This window comes from Aequorivita sp. CIP111184, assembly GCF_900489465.1.
Lineage (GTDB): Bacteria > Bacteroidota > Bacteroidia > Flavobacteriales > Flavobacteriaceae > Aequorivita.
The window spans coordinates 706805-727332 of the sequence record NZ_UEFQ01000013.1 but is presented as its reverse complement, the minus strand read 5'-3'; the positions used below and the strand labels follow the sequence as shown (position 1 = coordinate 727332).

At 36.4% G+C, this 20528-nt stretch carries 15 protein-coding genes; 6 read left to right on the top strand and 9 right to left on the bottom strand.

Features of this window, described 5'->3' with window-relative positions; translation table 11 throughout:
• The first annotated feature begins 32 nt into the window (after nucleotides 1-32).
• Nucleotides 33-1301, top strand: a complete 1269-nt coding sequence (locus tag AEQU1_RS03445; RefSeq protein WP_111878781.1) for a hypothetical protein — start codon at nucleotides 33-35, stop codon at nucleotides 1299-1301.
• Nucleotides 1302-1372: 71 nt separating this feature from the next.
• On the opposite strand, the gene AEQU1_RS03440 is transcribed toward AEQU1_RS03445, so the two are convergent.
• Nucleotides 1373-1732 (bottom strand): toxin-antitoxin system YwqK family antitoxin, encoded by a 360-nt coding sequence (locus AEQU1_RS03440; RefSeq protein ID WP_111878779.1) that lies wholly within the window; start codon nucleotides 1730-1732, stop codon nucleotides 1373-1375.
• Nucleotides 1733-2119: 387 nt separating this feature from the next.
• Here AEQU1_RS03440 and AEQU1_RS03435 point away from each other — a divergent pair, with 387 nt between their 5' ends.
• Nucleotides 2120-3346 carry an OprO/OprP family phosphate-selective porin gene (locus tag AEQU1_RS03435; RefSeq protein WP_181566697.1) on the top strand — a complete coding sequence of 409 codons (1227 nt, stop codon included), beginning with the start codon at nucleotides 2120-2122 and terminating at the stop codon, nucleotides 3344-3346.
• A 75-nt stretch (nucleotides 3347-3421) separates the two neighbouring features.
• Nucleotides 3422-5665 (top strand): inorganic phosphate transporter, encoded by a 2244-nt coding sequence (locus AEQU1_RS03430; protein ID WP_111878776.1) that lies wholly within the window; start codon nucleotides 3422-3424, stop codon nucleotides 5663-5665.
• 238 nt (nucleotides 5666-5903) lie between these two features.
• On the opposite strand, the gene AEQU1_RS03425 is transcribed toward AEQU1_RS03430, so the two are convergent.
• The 8 genes from AEQU1_RS03425 to AEQU1_RS03390 all read right to left on the bottom strand — a co-directional run bounded on the left by AEQU1_RS03425 (nucleotide 5904) and on the right by AEQU1_RS03390 (nucleotide 16364).
• A complete protein-coding gene (locus tag AEQU1_RS03425) occupies nucleotides 5904-8318 on the bottom strand; it encodes a ribonucleoside-diphosphate reductase subunit alpha (RefSeq protein ID WP_111878775.1) in 2415 nt (804 codons plus the stop codon).
• Nucleotides 8319-8432: 114 nt separating this feature from the next.
• Nucleotides 8433-9410: a ribonucleotide-diphosphate reductase subunit beta gene (locus AEQU1_RS03420; RefSeq protein ID WP_111878773.1), complete on the bottom strand. Its 978-nt coding sequence runs from the start codon at nucleotides 9408-9410 to the stop codon at nucleotides 8433-8435.
• Nucleotides 9411-9736: 326 nt separating this feature from the next.
• Nucleotides 9737-11194, bottom strand: coding sequence for a HAMP domain-containing sensor histidine kinase (locus tag AEQU1_RS03415; protein ID WP_111878772.1), 1458 nt, complete (start codon nucleotides 11192-11194; stop codon nucleotides 9737-9739).
• A gap of 66 nt (nucleotides 11195-11260) precedes the next feature.
• Nucleotides 11261-11800, bottom strand: coding sequence for a protoporphyrinogen oxidase HemJ (hemJ, locus tag AEQU1_RS03410; protein WP_111878770.1), 540 nt, complete (start codon nucleotides 11798-11800; stop codon nucleotides 11261-11263).
• An 82-nt stretch (nucleotides 11801-11882) separates the two neighbouring features.
• Nucleotides 11883-12965 carry a T9SS type A sorting domain-containing protein gene (locus tag AEQU1_RS03405; protein WP_111878768.1) on the bottom strand — a complete coding sequence of 361 codons (1083 nt, stop codon included), beginning with the start codon at nucleotides 12963-12965 and terminating at the stop codon, nucleotides 11883-11885.
• A 39-nt stretch (nucleotides 12966-13004) separates the two neighbouring features.
• The gene (locus AEQU1_RS03400) at nucleotides 13005-14348 is read right to left on the bottom strand and encodes an MATE family efflux transporter (RefSeq protein ID WP_111878767.1); all 1344 of its coding nucleotides are present in this window, start codon (nucleotides 14346-14348) and stop codon (nucleotides 13005-13007) included.
• On the bottom strand, nucleotides 14348-15385 hold the full coding sequence (gene hemH, locus AEQU1_RS03395) for a ferrochelatase (RefSeq protein ID WP_111878765.1): 1038 nt from the start codon (nucleotides 15383-15385) through the stop codon (nucleotides 14348-14350). The genes AEQU1_RS03400 and hemH overlap by 1 nt, the downstream gene beginning before the upstream one ends.
• Before the next feature lie 88 nt (nucleotides 15386-15473).
• Nucleotides 15474-16364, bottom strand: coding sequence for a helix-turn-helix transcriptional regulator (locus AEQU1_RS03390; RefSeq protein ID WP_111878763.1), 891 nt, complete (start codon nucleotides 16362-16364; stop codon nucleotides 15474-15476).
• Nucleotides 16365-16556: 192 nt separating this feature from the next.
• Between AEQU1_RS03390 and hemA the strand changes: the two genes are divergently transcribed.
• Genes hemA through AEQU1_RS03375 form a run of 3 tightly spaced genes read left to right on the top strand, consistent with a single transcriptional unit; the run spans nucleotide 16557 to nucleotide 20502 of the window.
• Nucleotides 16557-17816 carry a glutamyl-tRNA reductase gene (hemA, locus tag AEQU1_RS03385; protein ID WP_111878762.1) on the top strand — a complete coding sequence of 420 codons (1260 nt, stop codon included), beginning with the start codon at nucleotides 16557-16559 and terminating at the stop codon, nucleotides 17814-17816.
• 2 nt (nucleotides 17817-17818) lie between these two features.
• Nucleotides 17819-18754 (top strand): hydroxymethylbilane synthase, encoded by a 936-nt coding sequence (gene hemC, locus AEQU1_RS03380; RefSeq protein WP_181566696.1) that lies wholly within the window; start codon nucleotides 17819-17821, stop codon nucleotides 18752-18754.
• Complete coding sequence (locus AEQU1_RS03375) at nucleotides 18751-20502, top strand: TrkH family potassium uptake protein (RefSeq protein ID WP_111878758.1); 1752 nt, start codon at nucleotides 18751-18753, stop codon at nucleotides 20500-20502. The genes hemC and AEQU1_RS03375 overlap by 4 nt, the downstream gene beginning before the upstream one ends.
• Nucleotides 20503-20528 lie beyond the last annotated feature (26 nt).

The window sequence follows — 20528 nt, the reverse complement described above, 5'->3', positions numbered from 1 at the left end:
CTTTGCACCAAACTTTTAAACAAAACAAAAAAATGAAAAAATTTCTTTTATCAAGCTTTGTAATCGCAACATTAGCCCTTACTGGCTGTAGTAAAGACGATAGCCCCACACAAGTGGAAGCTACTTGTAATGATGGAGTTCAAAACGGTGACGAAACTGGTATCGATTGTGGTGGTTCAGCATGTGAGCCGTGCGCAGTGCAAGCTGAAAAAGACGGTATAATTGCCTCTCAAGACGATCCAGATTTAGATCCCACAGACCTTAAAGGTGATGTAACTGCAGATGTATGCTTAACTGCAGACACCGTATGGATTCTTAATGGCCCGTTACACGTTAAAAACGGAGCTACATTATGTATTGAGCCTGGCACAACTATTAAAGCTACTGCTGGTGGAACAAACGTTTATGTTGCCATAGAGCAAGGAGCAAAAATTAATGCCTCTGGAACTTCTGCTGCACCAATAAAATTTACTTCAAGTGCTGCAAATCCAAGATCTGGAGACTGGGGTGGAATTCTTCTAATTGGAAAAGCTCCTATTAGTGGTGGTGGAACTGCAACTACTGAAGTTGTAGACCTAACTTACGGCGGAACAACTTCTAACGATAATTCTGGAGTTATGAAATACGTGGAAGCTTCTTATACTGGAGCTCGTATTAATGGCGACAAGGAATTTAATGGAATTACTTTCTATGGCGTTGGAAATGAAACCGTTATTGAAAACTTAGCAGTATTTTACGGCGATGATGATGCCTATGAATTTTTCGGTGGAACTGTGAATGTAAAGAATTTAATGTCAGTAAACATTAAAGATGATATGTTTGACTGGACCCAAGGATGGACCGGAACTGCCACAAACCTTTATGGTTTAAGAGAAGCTAATTATACTTCAATTACCGAAGACCCACGTGGTTTGGAAGGCGATGGAAATCTAGATGGTAATTCTCCTGGTGATAGCGGACAATCAAACCCAACCATTAATGGCTTGGTATTGATAAATGGAGCTGTAATAGAAATGGCAGATATGATAAAAGTACGAAGAGGTAGTGGACTTACACTAACCAATGCATACGTAGCCTTTGCAAATCCTAATGCAAAAGCGGCAGATTTCATTGATTTAACAGATTCTAAGGGTGATGCCAAAGGTTCTTTAGTTAATCTTTCAGTAGTTGGAGATTCTTCAACAGGTCTTGATATTGCAGATATCAAAACAACTCTTGACGCAACAATTAATGTAACAGACGGAACTGTTCCAACAGTGAGCAGAGATTTGTTCAACTGGACTGGTTACGTTTTTGAATAAATATTGAATTAGCAAAAAATTAAAAACCCGGTTTCTTTCGAAACCGGGTTTTTTTATATTAATTTAAATCTTTAATTTGAAACCACTTGTGTATCGGAAGACTTCCAAGTAACAACTTTAGCTACACGTGCGTCCATAAAGTTTACTTCTTTAATACTATTATTTGAGAAGAAATACCAAGTACCTACTTTTTCACCATTATTATATTCTGCTACGGCAGTCTTGTTTCCTTGAAGATCATAGCTCACCCATTCTCCAGTAAGTTTATTTTCCTTATTATAAAAACCCGTTTGTGCTATCATTCCATTATCGTGATAGATTGTAGCTTCTATTACATCACCATCTAAAAAGTAAGTGTTGCTTTTATTATCCTGAGCTAAAGCCAAAGATGTTGTCAAAATGATTGCTAAAAGTGCGATTATATTTCTCATAAGTAAGTTTTTAAATATTTTGGAATATTCAAATTTACAAAATTAACCTTTAAGAAACTATTGCATAACATTATAATAACATTAACCCTATAACTAATTGTTATTCAATTATTTAAAAAAATAAGAAAAATAAGATTAATAACTTAATGATTTGGTAAAGGTAAATTTACACAAACTAAACATCGTGTCATTTTCTTTGTATCTGCCTTATAGAAGGCAAATTTTAAAATCGTTTAGTTTTTGTCGACTAGATTTTAAAACTGGGCTGTATTTAATTATGCAGCCCTTTTTATGTTTAAAATTAATAATTTTAAACCATTCCTTAACATTCACATAACATTAAAATCGGTTCTTTGTACCCGACAAAAACTAAGAAACGATTTTTTAATGTTACACAAGCGCATACTTTTAGTTGCCTTGGTGTTTTCTTGTATTAGTGCATTTTCGCAGGAAACACCCAATAATCCTTTTTCCTTCAAGTGGGATAATGGCTTTAAACTAGAAAGCCAGGATAAACAATTTTCTTTAAAATTTGGTGGTCGTATAATGGTGGACCACGCCTACTTTTTCCAAAATGATAAATTAGATACTACTTTGGGGCCCTTAGTGTCTAAAAGCGGGACAGAATTTAGGCGAGCCCGTATATTTATGTCTGGAACTGTTTACAGCAATGTGGAATTTAAACTTCAATTTGATTTTGCCAGTGGCGAAGTAGCTTTTAAAGATATGTTTATTGGTCTTACAGATATTCCGGGTGTTGGAACTATACGTGTAGGCCATGTAAAAGAGCCATTTCGTTTGGATGCTTTAACGAGTAGTAAATACATTACTTTTATGGAGCGATCGTTTTTTATTGATTTTTCGCAAGAACGCAATAATGGTGTTTTGATTTTTAATGATTTTTTCGGAAATCGTCTTTCCGCGCAAGCTGGAGCTTTTAGAATGGCCAGCAACAACGGAAATGACATACTAGCGGATGATGGATATGTTTTTACAGGAAGAATTACCGGATTGGCACTTGATAATTCTGAAAAAAAGCAATTACTTCACCTTGGTTTAGGGTACAGTTATAGAAAACCAGAAAGTAAAACCTACAGCGTTGCTTCACGGCCCGAAGCCCATCTTGAACTAAAATATATAAATACTGAAAATATTCAAAACGTGAATAATATTAACCTTGCAAATTTTGAAGCAGCTTTCGTAAGCGGACCTTTATCAATCCAAGCGGAATATTTAACAGCTACAGTAAACAATAATACCGAAGCTACTTTTAAAAAATATAACTTTGAAAGTTACTATGGACAATTAAGCTATTATCTAACCGGCGAGAGTAAAAATTATAAAAGTTCATACGAAGGTTTTGATAGAGTAAACCCAAAAAAGAATTTTGGCGGAAAAGATAAAGGTGCTGGAGCTTGGGAAGTAGCGCTCCGTTATTCAAATTCAGACCTTAATAATAATGATATTTTAGGCGGCCAACAATCAGATATTACTTTAGGTGTAAATTGGTATCTAAATCCAGTAACAAGAATAATGATAAATCATGTTTGGGCAAATATAGAAGATAAGGGCAACGCAAGGATTTTGCAAGGCCGATTACAGATAGATTTTTAAACAATACAGTTAACAATTTGGTAACAATCAATCCTATTTTATATGGGAAATTTGCACCAGTTTAAATAAAAAGAAATGGATAATATTTATTTATTAATGATTGTTGCGCTTGCCGCACTTGCCATTGCAGATTTGGTAGTTGGGGTTAGTAACGATGCCGTAAATTTCTTGAACTCGGCCATTGGTTCCAAGGCAATCTCATTCAGAACCATCTTGATAATCGCGAGTTTGGGGATTTTCATTGGGGCAGTTTTTTCAAGTGGAATGATGGAAGTAGCACGAAAAGGAATCTTCGTTCCTGGTGAATTCTACTTCGACGAAATCATGATTATTTTCATGGCTGTTATGATTACTGACATATTGCTGCTGGACTTTTTCAACACTATTGGTTTACCAACATCTACAACGGTTTCCATTGTGTTTGAACTTTTGGGTGCCGCAGTTATTATGGCATTGATAAAAATTGGTCATTCTGACACTGAATCATTTTCAGCACTCTCAAAATATATTAATACAGATAAAGCCTTAGAAATTATCTCTGGAATTATAATCTCTGTTGGGGTTGCTTTTACCGTGGGGATGATAGTTCAATATATTTCTCGACTTATTTTCACTTTTCACGCAGAGCAAAAAATGAAGTATTTCGGTGCCATCTTCGGAGGTGTTGCTTTAACTGCAATTAGTTATTTCATCTTTATGAAAGGCTTGAAAGGAACTCCATTTTACGGAGATTTTAAGGACATCGTTGAAAATGATACCTTGTTGATAATTGGGGTAAGCTTTGTTGTTTTGACTGTTTTCTCGCAACTTTTTATGATGATATTCAAAAAGAGTATCCTTATTATAGTAATTGCGGTAGGTACTTTCAGTCTTGCGTTAGCCTTTGCAGGAAACGATTTGGTAAACTTTATTGGAGTACCAATGGCTGCATATCATAGCTTTATGGATTGGTCCGCATCTGGCGTTCCTGCTTCAGAATATAGTATGAATAGCCTTGCAGAGCAAGTACCAGCAGAACCAATGCTTCTTTTTATTGCAGGGGGTGTTATGGTGCTTACATTGTGGTTTTCCAAAAAAGCAAGAACTGTTTCTGACACAGAGATAGACTTAGCGCGCCAAGGTGACGGTCATGAAAAATTTAACCCGAATATGCTTTCTAGGTTTTTGGTTAAATCATCCACGCAATTATCAACTTATTTCGATTATATCATTCCACAGAAGCTTCAGGGAAAAATTGATAAACGTTTTGAAAAACCTGTTGTTAATCTACCAAAACACAAAACCTATGAGTTGCCGGCGTTTGATATGATTCGTGCATCCATTAATCTTGTAGTTGCGGGTATTTTGATCGCTACAGCTACATCTATGAAGCTTCCGCTTTCCACAACCTATGTAACTTTTATGGTGGCCATGGGTACATCCTTAGCCGATAGAGCTTGGGGCCGTGAAAGTGCCGTTTACAGAGTTGCCGGGGTGCTTAATGTAATTGGTGGCTGGTTCTTTACCGCCTTTGTTGCCTTTGCTGCCGCAGGAACTTTAACCTACTTGATTTATATTGGCAGAGGCGCCATGATTGCTGTACTATTGTTATTGGCAATTCTTTTATTAGTGAGAAATTATATTTCCCATAAAGATAAAGTGAGAGTTAAATTAAGTAAAACAGGACTTAAGAAAGCAGAAAGTAAAACTGTTCAAGGTATTATTCAGGAAAGTGCAGATAACATCAGCAATGTTATTTCACGCTCAAACAAAATCTACAGTGATATGCTTCGCGGTTTGGCCAAGCAGGATACTAAAAAACTGAAGAAGAGCAAGAAAGGCGTAAATAAACTGAATGATGAAGTAGAAGAATTACGGGATAATATTTTCTATTTCATTAAAAATCTTGATGAAACCAGTGTTCGCGGAAGTAATTTCTATATCGTGATTCTTGGTTATTTGACAGATGTTGTACAATCCTTGGAATTTATTTCGAAAGCGAGCTACAAGCATGTGAATAACAACCACAAAGCGCTTCGTTTTAATCAAATAAAGGATTTGCAGGAAATAGATCAACATTTGGAAGAACTCTTAAGCGAAATTGAAGATATTTTCCAGAAAAAAGAATTCCAACGAATTAAAGATGTCCTCAATAAAAAAGAAGGAATTTTCGAAAGTCTTTCAAATAAGATTGAAAAGCAGATAGCCAGAACTCGAACCGAAGAATCGAGCCCGAAAAACACAACTTTATATTTCAGCTTATTGCTTGAGACAAAAGATTTGGTAACGGCTTTGATGAATTTGATGGAGGAATACTATTCAAGTTTTAAGAAAGCTTAAAACCCTTTAAAATAATAAAGCCAAAAGCCCCAACATCTAAATAATGTTGGGGCTTTTTTAGTATAGAAATAAATCTTTTAATGAGTCGCTCTGCTAATAATAGTCTTCCATTAACATCAATAAATTGTGTTTAAGATCCACAATCATTCCAAGTGAAAGGGTTTTTAACAACGCCTTAAATAACTCATAAAAAAAAGGAAGACAAATGCCTTCCTTTTCAAAAATTTATGGTCAAAATTTATGACCCACACATTAAACAATCATCGTCACCGGCGTTTTTGGACTGCGCTAACATTTCGCGTAACTCTTGAGGTGTCATTGGTTTTGTTGAGAAATCTTCAGCTACAGTTGCTATAACTTCTGCACCCACGGTTTCTTTTTTCTCTTCTTTTTTAAGGGTGAACTTAATCGCATCCACCGCACTTTTCGTTCTTAAATAATACATTCCAGTTTTTAAGCCGCTCTTCCAAGCATAGAAATGCATGGAGGTAAGTTTTGCCATATTTGCATTTTCCATAAACAAGTTCAAAGATTGGCTTTGGTCAATGAAATAACCACGCTGGCGGCTCATATCAATAATGTCTTTCATAGAAAGTTCCCAAACCGTTTTATACAGTTCCTTTAAATCCTGCGGAATAATTTCCACATCCTGAATGGAACCGTTCGCACGCATAATCTCTTCCTTCAAATCTTCGTTCCAAAGTCCGAGTTCTACCAAATCTTCCAAAAGATGCTGATTCACAACAATGAATTCCCCCGAAAGAACGCGACGCGTGTAAATATTTGAAGTATAAGGCTCAAACGCTTCGTTGTTACCAAGTATTTGCGAGGTAGATGCAGTTGGCATTGGAGCAACTAAAAGGGAGTTTCTAATGCCGTGCTTCTTTATATCTTTTCGGAGTTTTCCCCAATCCCAACGGCCGCTCAATTCTTCGTCTTTTATTCCCCACAAATTATGCTGGAAAAGTCCTTCGGAAATTGGCGAGCCTTTATAAGTTTCATAAGCACCATCTGCTTTTGCTTCTTCCATAGAAGCGGTAACTGCAGCAAAATAAAGCGTTTCAAAAATTTCTTGGTTCAGTTTTTTTGCTTCATCACTAGTAAACGGCATTCGGAGCATAATAAATGCATCTGCCAAACCTTGAATTCCCAACCCAATTGGACGGTGGCGGAAGTTTGAATTTTCTGCTTCAATCACTGGATAATAATTTCTGTCAATAACGCGGTTCAGGTTTTTGGTAACACGTTTGGTTACTCTGAAAAGTTCTTTGTGGTCAAACTCTTTATTTTTTATAAACATCGGTAATGCTATGGAAGCCAAATTACAAACTGCAACTTCGTCTTCAGAAGTGTATTCCATAATTTCAGTACACAAATTTGAAGAACGGATGGTTCCCAAATTTTTCTGGTTGCTTTTGCGGTTTGCAGCATCTTTATAAAGCATATAAGGCGTACCAGTTTCAATTTGTGACTCAAGGATTTTCTCCCAAAGTTCACGCGCTTTTATAGTTTTTCTGCCTTTATTTTCTGCTTCATATTTGTGGTAAAGTGCCTCAAATTCTTCACTGTGGCATTTATACAAATCCGGACATTCGTTCGGGCACATTAATGTCCATTCTGCATCAGCCTGAACACGTTCCATAAATAAATCTGGAATCCACATTGCATAAAAAAGATCACGGGCGCGCATCTCTTCTTTTCCGTGATTCTTTTTCAAGTCTAAAAAGTCAAAAATATCAGCATGCCACGGTTCTACATAAATTGCAAAAGAACCCTTACGTTTTCCTCCGCCTTGATCAACGTAACGCGCTGTGTCGTTAAAAACGCGAAGCATTGGTACAATTCCGTTTGAAGTTCCATTAGTCCCAGAAATATAGGATCCTGTTGCGCGAACATTGTGAATTGATAAACCAATTCCACCGGCAGATTGCGAAATTTTTGCAGTCTGCTTCAGCGTATCATAGATTCCATCGATACTGTCGTCTTTCATTGCTAGCAAAAAGCAGGAAGACATTTGTGGTTTTGGAGTTCCACTGTTGAAAAGCGTTGGTGTTGCGTGCGTAAAATATTTCTTTGACATCAACTCGTAAGTTTCCTTCACCGCGGCTAAATCATCTAAATGAATGCCTACGGAAACACGCATCAACATATGTTGTGGACGTTCTGCTATTTTTCCATTCAGTTTCAATAAATAGGAACGTTCCAAGGTTTTAAAACCGAAATAATCATACCCAAAATCACGGTTGTAGATTATTGTTGAGTCAAGTTCTTCCGCATTATTTTTTATCACTTCAAAAACCTCATCGCTCAACAATGGTGCTTTTTTTCCGGTACGCGGATTTACATATTCGTAAAGATCCGTCATCACTTCCGAAAATGATTTTTTGGTATTTTTATGAAGGTTAGAAACAGAAATTCGTGCTGCCAAGCGTGCATAATCTGGATGAGAAGTAGTCATTGTAGCTGCAATTTCCGCAGCCAAATTATCAAGCTCGCTAGTTGTTACACCGTCGTAAAGACCTTCTATAACACGCATTGAGATTTTTACAGGATCTACCAATTCGTTCAAACCATAGCAAAGTTTGCGCACGCGAGCCGTAATTTTATCGAACATCATGGGCTCTTTTCGGCCATCTCTTTTTACTACATTCATAATTGTTTAATTTAAATGGTTAGGAATTTTAGCTGAAAGTTTAAGGCGAAAATATTAATTTGCACTGATTCAGCAACTTATTAAAATATTTTTATCTTTTGTAAGCGATGCTGCCTAAAAATCTGCGTCGAAACTGATTTTATTAGATTCTTTGTCTTTGTTGGTAACTCCAGCTTTTTGGTATTCCCCCACGCGCTTTTCGAAGAAATTGGTTTTCCCTTGAAGCGAAATCATATCCATAAAATCAAATGGGTTGGTAACGTTATATTCCTTTTCACAATCAAGCTCCATTAAAAGTCTATCGGTTACAAATTCAAGATATTGCGTCATCAATTTTGAATTCATCCCAATCAAACTTGCAGGAAGTGACTCGGTAATAAATTCGCGTTCAATATTCAAGGCGTCCACCAATATTTCACGAATGCGCTCTTTTGACACCTTATTGATTAAGTGATGATTGTGAAGGTGAACGGCAAAATCGCAGTGAACGCCTTCATCACGTGAAATCAATTCATTTGAAAAGGTAAGTCCAGGCATCAAGCCGCGTTTTTTCAACCAAAAAATAGAACAAAACGCTCCAGAAAAGAAAATTCCTTCAACCGCTGCAAAAGCTATCAATCGCTCAGCAAATGAATCGCTTTCAATCCATTTTAATGCCCAATCTGCTTTCTTCTTAATCGCCGGAAATGTTTCAATAGCATTGAAAAGTTGGTCCTTTTCCTTTTCGTCCTTAACGTAAGTATCAATTAGCAAAGAATAGGTTTCGCTGTGAATGTTTTCCATCATAATTTGGAAACCGTAGAAGAATTTTGCTTCGCTATACTGCACTTCATTCACGAAATTTTCGGCAAGATTTTCATTAACAATCCCATCGGAAGCAGCAAAAAATGCAAGAATGTGCTTAATGAAATAACGCTCATCCGCATTCAGTTTTGTAGCCCAATCTGTAAGATCTTGGTGCAAATCAATTTCTTCGGCTGTCCAAAAACTGGCTTCGCTCTTTTTATACCACTCCCAAATATCGTGATGTTGGATCGGGAATATTACGAATCTGTTTTTGTTTTCCTGTAAAATTGGTTCAATTGCACTCATGTCCTTTGCTTTTTTTAGGTTAAAATTAGCCGCTACTCGGGACTAACAAATATGTAAAAATTTAAAGGAAATTGGGGGGAATTAATATTAGGTTTTTAACAAAGTTTTCAACACGTGATAATCAATTGTTTACAAAAAAAATTATAATAAAATTTATAATATATTGATTAAAAATAACTTACAGTATTTTTACTGGCTTCACGAAGATAAAAAGTTTACAAAAAATGAAAACTATAAATAACTTTTTTAGATGACTTTAAAACCTTTGTGATGCTACGAAATTATTGGCTTTTTTAAAAAAAAGGGCATCCTATCAATCAAAAATTTTAAACAATTGCTGGAAAGGAAACTTTAAAAATTGTTTTTTCTTCGGAAGATTCCAGTACGATGGTTCCTCCATAAGTTTCCACGATATTTTTTACCATTCCAAGCCCTAGACCCATTCCGCTAGTTTTAGTTGTAAACTGAGGTTCGAAAATATTATTTCTGTTTTCTTCGGAAACGCCTATTCCGTTGTCGGTAACCAAAATATTTACAAAATTTTCTTCTGTTTTAACAATAACATCAATTCGCGGCTCGGTAGGCTTTTTTTGCTCAATGGACTGAATACTGTTTTTAATCAAATTTGTAATAACACGAATTAGTTGTGTACGGTCAAAACGCGCGCGAACCTCATCCTGTTCCGAGAAGAAGTAGATAAAATCTTCATTAAAAATATCTAAAGCCAGCTTTGTGATTTTTACAACATTTAATGTTTCATCCTGTTGGGCAGGCATCTTTGCATAGGTTGAAAATGCCGAAGAAATAGAACTCAGCGTATCTATTTGTTGAAGCAGTGTATTGGTGTATTCGTCCATTTTTTTGTCAATCTCCGGATCATTATGATCAAATTTGCGTTGAAAACTTTGAACGGTAAGCCGCATTGGTGTTAATGGGTTCTTTATTTCATGGGCCACCTGCTTCGCCATTTCGCGCCAAGCAGTTTCCCGCTCACTTGCAGCGAGTTGGGCGGCACTGTTTTCCAGCTCATCAATCATCCCGTTATAGGAATTTATAAGTATTGATATTTCCTGTGGCGTATCACTGATTATAATTTTTTTGTTGCGGGCGTCAAAACGTGTTTCAGAAAGTTTTTCACTTATCTCTTTTAAGGATCGCGTAATGTATTTTGAAAGAAAATAGGATAATATAATAGCAACCAAAAGCATAAAAAAGTAGGCCATGCCAAGACGATAAAGGTATTCCGTAAGTTCTTTTGTAATGAAGCCATCATCTTCAATATATGGTAAATTAAGGATTGCCAAAGGTTTGAAATAACTGTCTGTAATATACGTATAGGATGATTGGTACTTTTGGCCACCTTCCTCAAATTCCTTTATATAATTTTTTGTAGGCGAATTTTGAAGCGTTTCCAAAGCATATTCTGCCATTTTTGGGGAAACGGTGTCTTTAAAAAAAGAAGGTTTTGATGATTTCAAAAGATTTCCGTCAAGATCATATAAAAAAATCTCAAGGCCATGGATATCTTTTATTTCGTAGATTTTATCTTTAAAAATTAAAGGAATTTGTTCCGTTTCAACAGGATAGGTCGTTGTTTTTAAAATATAGTTTATGTTTTCCCGTATAGCCGCTTCTTTTCGTAAAAGTCTGTCGCGGTGGTAGTCTTGGGCTTCTTCTTTATATTGAAATACGGTAACAATAGCAATCAGTACCGAAGCTCCCAAAACCAGAAGAAACATAGAAAGAAAGATTCGGGTGCGAAGCGATTTTTTGTAAAAATACATTTACATTATTTTGAGAATGAAAGATAGCAATAATTAGTCCGAAACAGAAAACCCCAAAAAGTTGTACTATTTCTCCCGAATTCTCTTGTAAATTTTATAGCCCATCATCAGCAAAATGGCAAAGACAATAATACCAACGGTACCATATATCCAGTTGACAGCGCTTTTCAGAATTACCAAAAAAACCACGGCAAAAAGTATGATTGTTGGTATTTCATTAAATAGGCGCATATAGTTCGAGGAATGTTTTACAACGCCCTTTTGAAGTTGTTTAAAAATTTGGTGACATTTAAAATGGTAAATTATTAAAATTACCACGAAAGCCAATTTCACTTGCATCCAAGCATCACTCAAGAAAAACAGTCGCATATAAATAAGCCATATACCGAAAAAAAGTGCCAAAATCATAGAAGGCCAAGTGATAATATTCCACAGTCGGGAAGCCATTATTTTAAGTTGTTCCCCTAAAATTTGCTTATCGGGCGAAGGCTTTTGGGTAGCTTCAATTTGGTATACAAATAAACGGACAATATAAAAGAGCCCCGCAAACCAAGTGATTATAAATATTAAGTGAAGTGATTTTATGTAAGGATAGTATTGTTCCATTAACAGCTCGGTTATGTAAAAACTGACCGTAAAGATACCCAATAATTCAAAATATGTGGTTGCACCAACTAGAAGCTGGAAATCAATTTTTGATAAATTTCTTGGTAATATTCCCTTCGGCAGAAGTAATGGTTATAAAATACATTCCGGTTTTTAACGCTGAAACATCTATTTCATTTGAAATTAAGTTTTTAGTTGATTTTATTACCCTCCCATTAATATCTGAAATAGAAACAGTATTGAAAATAGTAGTCGCAGATTGAATAATCAATTTATTTTTTGCAGGATTTGGATAAATCTTTAAATCGGCCAAACTGTTTTCAGGAGTTGAGAGTAACACATTTCTGAAATAGGAAATAAATCCAGCAAAGGTTTCGTATTGAAAATAGTCTTTTCCATCATTTCCTGTATATAAAGTGCAGGCCAGAGGAGGATTGCTCGACATTAAATCATACAGAACATAACCAACTGGTCCTGGCGGACAATTGCTGGTGTCTTGCTGATAATTTTGTGATTGTAGTTTAAAATCATAATCTTCCCCGTTTCCTAAAATAAAATCACCGCTAATGGTTGCGCAACCTTCCACGCCAGTATAGGTAAAATCAGGATTTATCGTAATCTGTGGTGGGTTTGGGCCACCGTATAATATAGGGTCGCCCAAATCTACTTCCGTCATATAGAGATACCAAGTTTGAAACAAAAGTGGATCGGGCTCTGGAGCAGGCTCTGTACTGAAATACGCCCAATTATAATCAGCATCACGCAACGATAGGTACTTATAACCGTTTCTTTCGTTATAATTATACGTTAATGTTTTGGATTCTAGATTTTGGTTTGTGACAATTTCATAAAAATAAATATTTTCATAATAACAATTAGGTTCTATACAGTCGTTTAGTGTAACGCCAAAATCATTAAGAATTATTGAATTACCATTAAAACTTGCGGCGGCATTTAACGTATTAAAAATTCCGTCAGCATCCAAAACGTAATTTCCAGCAACCTCGTATATGGTTAAATTTGGATTTTCACCATTAGGGGTGAAAAAGAGATCGTTTGTTTGTATAAATTGTAAGTTGAAAGTTTCGTTCAACATTCCGGCAGGCTGTGCGAATGTGGCCAGAAACATAAGATTAACTGCAAAGAGAAGTAGAATTTTTTTCATAACCGATATTTAGTATTTTAAAAATACTAAATATTCAGTTTATTCTTTCAGTGTCTTCCGTATTTCCCGATTCAAAAAATAACCCGTTACTATAGTTGAAAGTATATCTGCCGCTGGAAAAGAAATCCAAACACCCAGTTCCCCGAAGTAATGCGGAAGAATAAAAATTAAAGGAATAAAGAAAAAACCTTGCCGCGTTAATGTGAGTAATAAAGCTGGAAAAGCTTTCCCAATAGCCTGAAAGTAAGCCGAGCCAATCAATTGAATAGCAATAATTGGCGTTGCAGCAAAAACCCAGCGCATATAATGGGGTGTTTCAGATAGGATATCGGGATCTGTTGTAAACACTGAAACGATTGCCTCTGGGAAAATCATTATTACTATAAAAATAATAAGACCCAAACCACCCGCATACAGAATTGCTTTGTTTATACTTTCTCGAACGCGTGGAAATTTATTCGCGCCATAATTATAACCAGCAATCGGCAAAAACCCTTGGGTTACTCCCAAAACTGGGAAAAGTGCAAACATCAACATTCTGGCAATGATTCCGTAGGATGCAACAGAAGCTTCGCCGCCAATATCAAACAAAATATTATTCATCAACAGGTAGGTAACGCTTACTACGGCTTGTCGTGCAAGGGTTACAAAACCGAGCGCAGACATCTCTTTTAAAATAGGAAAATTGAGTTTAAAATGTGGCAATCTTATTTTCAATTCAGATTTACCACTTAAGAAGAACCACAAAACATACAGAAAACACAATCCATAAGAAATAGTCGTTGCCCAAGCGGCGCCCGCCATTCCCAAATCTAATAGATTAATAAGAATATAATCCAAGACAAGGTTCCCCACAGAAGGGATAATCATTGCAATCATTGCGAATTTAGGTTTCCCCTCAGCGCGAATTACATTATTTCCCATCATACAAAGTGCCAAAAGTGGCACGCCGTAAAGCACAATGCGGTAATAGATTTTTGCAGGTTCAAAGATGTCTCCTTTACCTCCAAACGCGGGAATCAGTTCATTTATGAAAATCAAGCCAAAAACTACCATTGCAGTAGTGAGCAAAAGCGTTAAAGTGATTTGGTTTCCAAAGGTTTTCAGTGCCCGTTCTTTATTGTCAGACCCCAAAGCACGAGAAATAATGGAGGAACCACCAATACCAATAGCCATTCCAAGGGCAGCGATGAAGAATGAAACTGGTAAAACTACATTAATGGCTGCAATAGCTATTGAGCCAATCCAGTTTCCTACAAAGATGGTGTCCACCAAAATATTTAGCGACATCACCAAAATACCTATAGATGCTGGTACGGCCTGTTTTATCAATAAGGTTGCTATGGAATCTGTGCCCAAGGCGGCGCTTTGGCTCGGTTTCATTAGGCGATTGCGGTTTTTACGTCCACAATTCGCCATTGATCAATCCAGCCCGTTACAACTTCTGCCCAATCATCGCGGTCATTTAAACAGGGAATTACCGTAAATTCTTTTCCGCCAGCTTCGTGGAAAATTTCTTCGCCTTCCATGGCTATCTCTTCCAAAGTTTCTAAACAATCGCTTACAAAAGCTGGGGTCACGATCGCCATCTTTTTCACGCCGTTGAGCCCCATTCGCTCTATGGTTCTATCTGTTGGCGGTTTCAGCCACGGATCAAAACCTAATCGTGATTGAAACGATGTGGAATAAGTTCCAGGTTGTAAATTCAACTTTTTCGCAACTAAATCAGTAACTTTTAAACATTGGTGGCGATAGCAAAATTGGTGGGCAGGCGAATCTGTGATGCAGCAGCTCCCGTCTATTTTGCAATGGCTTTTTGTAACGTCTCTTTTATAAATATGCCTTTCTGGAACCCCGTGATAGCTGAAAAGAATATGTTCGTAATCTAGGTTTTTAAGTTTTTCCGAAATGCTTTTTGAAAGCACTTCTATATACTCGGATTTGTTATAAAATGCTGGAAGCGAAGTAATTTGAAGTTGTGGAAAAAATTCATTTTTAAGTTCTTCAACCTTCACATCAATAGTTTCCGTTGTTGCCATTGCAAACTGCGGATAGAGTGGAATAGTAAGAATTTCATCCACACCTTGATCTACTAATTCCTGCAAACCTTTTTTCAATGTCATACTTCCGTAGCGCATCGCCAAAGCAACGGGAATAGTTGTTTTTTGTTGAATTTTTTTCTGAAGTCTTTCCGAAATCACAATCAAAGGCGAACCTTCCTCCCACCAAATTTTTTGGTAAGCTTCCGCAGATTTTTTTGGGCGTGTGTTCAAAATAATTCCCCGCACCAAAAAAGAGCGGAACCAAAATGGAACATCAATAACCCGTGGATCCATTAAAAATTCATCGAGGTATTTTTTTACATCTTTTGGATTTGTACTGTCCGGCGAACCGAGGTTTACGAGGAGAACTCCTTTCATAGCGTAAAAATTTTAAGCAAAATTACTCTTTTAAAATACAATGCTCAAAAAGGGCAGTATTTAAAAACAATGAAACTATATTGATAATTTATGCATTTAAACTCATCAAAAACTTTTTTGGTGTAGTGCCAAATTTCTTTTTAAAAGCTGAAATAAAATGGCTTGCCGTGCTATAGCCAACTTTTAATCCCACTTCATTCACATTATGTGAGCCTGTGGCGAGTAATTGGCGCGCCACTTCCATTTTATAATCAAAAAGAAAACTAAAAACGGAGTCGCCATAAATTTGTTTAAAACCTTCCTTCAGCTTGTTTAAGGGCAAGTTTATTTCATCAGCCAATTTCTGCAGCGTTGGAGGTTCTGCCATTCTTGATATTATAATTTGTTTGGCTTTTTTAATTTTTGAAACATTGTCTTCATCCGCCAAAAAAGGGCATTGCTCAACATCAGCATCGGCTGGTCTATTAAAATATAGACTTAACAACTCATACGCTTTCGCCTTAAAATAGAGAGGTTTAATTGTAGGATGAAGATTATAATTCATCAACTGGTTTAGCACAATAGCCATAGAAGGTGAAACATGACCATCTTTATAATACTTTCGGTCTTTGTTTTCTTTACTCAAAAAAGTTATATAATCTGCCTCTGTAGAAAAAAGTCCGTGAAATTTATTGATGGGCAATAGAACAGAAAGTACCCAAGAATGCTTTTCAAGTGCCAAATTAATGGGTAAATCACGCTGTGGATTATAAAGCAACAAAGAGTTTTCTTCACTTATTGGCAAGGTATAATTTCCTTCATTAAAAAGAAACGAAGCCGAACCTTTTATGCAGAAATGAAACTGAATAAAATTGGAGTTTACCTCCCGCTTAAAAGTTTGATTATCATCACTTTCATTATTGAATTTAAGGATGAAAAAACCTGAAGAAATTGCAGTTTCTTCGTAAAAGCTTTGAGCGACATTTTTTTCGGAATCCATATCGGTTTTAAAATAGTTTTATTTAGAATAGTTCTAAATAAATGTAAGTCAATTGTCTTTGGAAACCGCGAATTTAGGGGTTAATGTATGATAAATATCATATTTCGAGGATTTTTAACAGGCATCGACAAAAAAGATACCGCTGGCGTTATTTTTTAAAAAACAATGCGCTTACATTTGCTGCTGTTTTATATGGGAAATTTGAAAACATATTCTGAGGAATCACTTGAAGGCAATTTTTACGCCATCGGCCTCAACTACAAAAAAGCAGATGCTGAAATCCGTGGCCACTTCAGTATTAATGATGCTGCAAAAGAGAAAATTCTTTTACAGGCTAAAGAGAATCGTATCCCTTCGCTTACCGTTATTTCCACTTGTAATAGAACTGAACTTTACGGTTTCGCACAACACCCTTACCAAATTATAAAATTACTTTGCGAACACACCAACGGTACCGTTGAGGAGTTTGAAAAAGTGGCTTACATATATAAAAATCACGATGCAGTTTCGCATCTCTTTAACGTTGGCACTGGACTTGACAGTCAGATTCTGGGCGATTTTGAAATTATAAGTCAGTTGCGCAATGGTTTTCGAGAATCTAAAAAGCACGACATTATCAATCCATTTGCCGAGCGACTTGCAAATGCAGTTATACAAGCTAGCAAGCGCATAAAGAATGAAACGGGAATTTCTTCGGGTGCTACTTCCGTCAGTTTTGCGGCGGTGCAATACATTATGGCACGTGTTCCCTACATTTCTGAAAAAAATATTTTGCTTTTTGGAACAGGGAAAATAGGTAGAAATACTTGCGAAAACTTAATAAAACACACCAAAAACGACCACATAACGCTTATAAATCGCACAAAGGAAAAGGCTGAAAAAGTTGCTGGTAAATTTAATCTGATTGTAAAAGATTATGCTGATATACAAAGCGAGATTGCCCAAGCAGATGTGTTGATTGTTGCAACTGGAGCACAGCAGCCCACAATTTCAAAAGAACTTTTACATTTAAAAAGGCCATTGCTTATTTTGGATCTTTCCATACCTAAAAATGTTTCTGAAGATGTTTTGGAAAATGAATTTGTAACCTTAGTTCATATGGATCATCTTGCTGCGGTAACAGACCATACCCTAGAACAGCGTGCATCCCAACTTCCTGTAGCGAAAAAGATTATTGCTGAAATAGAGAAGGAATTTAACCAATGGGCAGACAACCGCAAATTTGCGCCTACCATTAAAGCTTTGAAATACAAATTGGCTGAAATTAAAGCTGCAGAAATTGATAATCAGCGTAAAAAGATTGCTGGTTTCAATGAAGAGCAGGCAGAAATAATTAGCGATCGCCTTATTCAGAAAATTACTACACATTTCGCAAACCATTTAAAAGGCGAAGATGGCTCCGCCGAAAGTATAGAACTCATAAGAAGAGTTTTTCAACTTGAAACCGCCTAATCTTGAAAAAAACAATCCGAATTGGTACCCGCGACAGTGAACTTGCACTTTGGCAAGCTAACACTGTAAAATCCAAACTTGAAAATTTAGGATATACTACCCAATTAGTTCCAGTGAAATCTGAAGGCGATTTAATTTTAGATAAGCCACTTTACGAAATGGGCATTACTGGAATTTTCACTAAAACACTGGATGTGGCAATGATAATGGGAACCGTGGATATCGCCGTGCATAGCATGAAAGACGTACCTACACTTTTACCTAATGGCATTGTACAAACAGCCGTTTTGGAACGCGCCTCTTCCGAAGATATTTTGGTAACAAAAGATGTAATTGATTTTGAAAAATACTTCAACAAGCTCAGCGCATCGCCCTGCACAATAGCAACGGGAAGTCTTCGGCGGCAAGCACAATGGCTTCATAGGTATCCAAATCATAAAGTGGTGGATTTACGCGGAAACGTGAATACACGACTTCAAAAATTGAAGGATAATAATTGGGAAGGCGCCATTTTCGCTAAAGCGGGATTGCAAAGAATTAATTTGTTGCCCGAAAATCATATAGATTTAAGCTGGATGCTCCCTGCACCTGCACAAGGCGCCATGGTAGTGGTAGCTTTAGAAAATGATGAATTCAGCAAAGAAGCCACTTCCAAATTGAATCATGCCGCTTCCGAAATCTGCACCCACATTGAACGCGAATTTTTACGAACTTTAGAAGGCGGTTGCACTGCTCCTATTGGCGCTTCTGCAGAAATTATCGGCGATGAGATACTTTTTAAAGGCTGTCTTTTTTCATTGGATGGGCAAACTAAAATTGAAGTTGAAAAGAAAGTTTTAACATCAAAATACAAAGGTTTCGGTAAGGATTGTGCTACATTTATTCTAAATAATGGTGCGGCTGAACTAATGCTTTCCATAAAAAATCAATTGAAATGAGCCTTTGGAAAAAAACGAGCCTAACGAATATTGTCGTTTGGTTTTTAGACCTAGGCCTACTCTCCTTTTTAATTTTTGATTTCGGCTTTGAAAATTTCAATGACTTCAGGAAGTATAAACTCATTGTGCTGCCAAGCTTGTTATTTGCTTTGATTGCATTTAACTTTTACAAATACTACAAATACCGAAAAGACCCCGATGTTTACCGAAGTAGTAGGATAAACTTGTTCATTTTGCTGTTGTTAATTGTACTGGAAGTCATTATGATTTTGGCCAATTATGAAACTTCTTTAATTGAAACTTTCTTTAATGCACGTTATGTTATAGAATATGGGCTGTTATTTTATTTTTTTATACGACTCACGTTTCTGCTTCGGAAAATTTACAGTATGTATTTTAACCCTGCAATTCTTTTTGTGGGTAGTTTTGCCATAATCGCACTAGCGGGGACTTTTATATTGATGCTGCCAAGCGCCACTACAAATGGCATAACTTTTACAGATGCGTTATTTACAGCAACAAGTGCCACAGCCGTTACAGGATTGATTGTGGTTGATACTGCAAAGGATTTCACGCCATTTGGGCAAACCATTATAATGATCTTGTTTCAAATTGGTGGTTTGGGAATGCTAACATTTACTTCTTTCTTTGCCTATTTCTTTAAAAGTGGTGCATCCTTTAAAGAAAGTCTTTACATGAAAGATATTTTAGGACACGATAAGTTGAACAGTGTTATGAAAACTGTAATGCAGATTGTGGTTTTTTCCTTGATTTTAGAGGGTATCGGCGCCTTATTAATTTATCACTCCTTGTCTCACATAGACTCGTTTGGAAGCAGAGGTTTTTTTGCTGTTTTTCATGCTATTTCAGCTTATTGTAATGCTGGTTTTTCCATAGCCTCAAATGGACTTTATGACAACGGATTACGCTTCAATTATTATATGCAGTGGGTTGTAATGGGGCTTATTGTTTTTGGAGGGCTCGGGTATCATATTGCATACAACGTCATTCAATATTTTAAAAAATTTGTCACAAATATTTTTAGCAAAAAAGATCGTGTATTTATTTCGAGGGTTATCAACTTAAACACCAAAATTGTTCTTTATACCACAATAATTCTTATAGTCGCTGGGACAATTTTTTTCCTCTTTTCGGAACAGCAAACCAACCTTCTGCCACACACAACCGCTTTCGGAAAATTTACCACTGCAATGTTCTCATCAGTAACTTCGCGAACAGCTGGTTTCAATACAGTAGATATGGCAGATTTTACTATTCCTGGAATCCTTTTCATGATATTTTTAATGTGGATAGGTGCTTCACCAGCATCAACTGGAGGTGGAATAAAAACCACAACTTTTGCCCTCGCTACACTTAATATTTTCGCCATAGCTCGCGACAAAAAATATATTGAAATTGGAACCCGAAGAATAGCAGTTGAAGCTGTACACCGCGCCTTCGCCATTATCTCAATATCCTTAGCGTGCATTGGCATGGGTATTTTGTTATTGCTTATTTTCAACCCGGAATTCTCCTTGTTGCAAATAGCTTTTGAAGTCTTTTCAGCATTTTCCACAGTAGGGTTATCTATGGGTATTACCTCACAACTTTCTGAACACAGTAAATATGTAATTATATTTCTAATGTTTTTTGGAAGAATTGGTCTGCTAAATTTAATGATAGGTCTCTTGAAAAGCGTTGGAAGAACAGAATATACCTATCCCGAAGAAAACATTTTGATAAACTAAAAATGCTTAATTTTTAAAAAACAAGC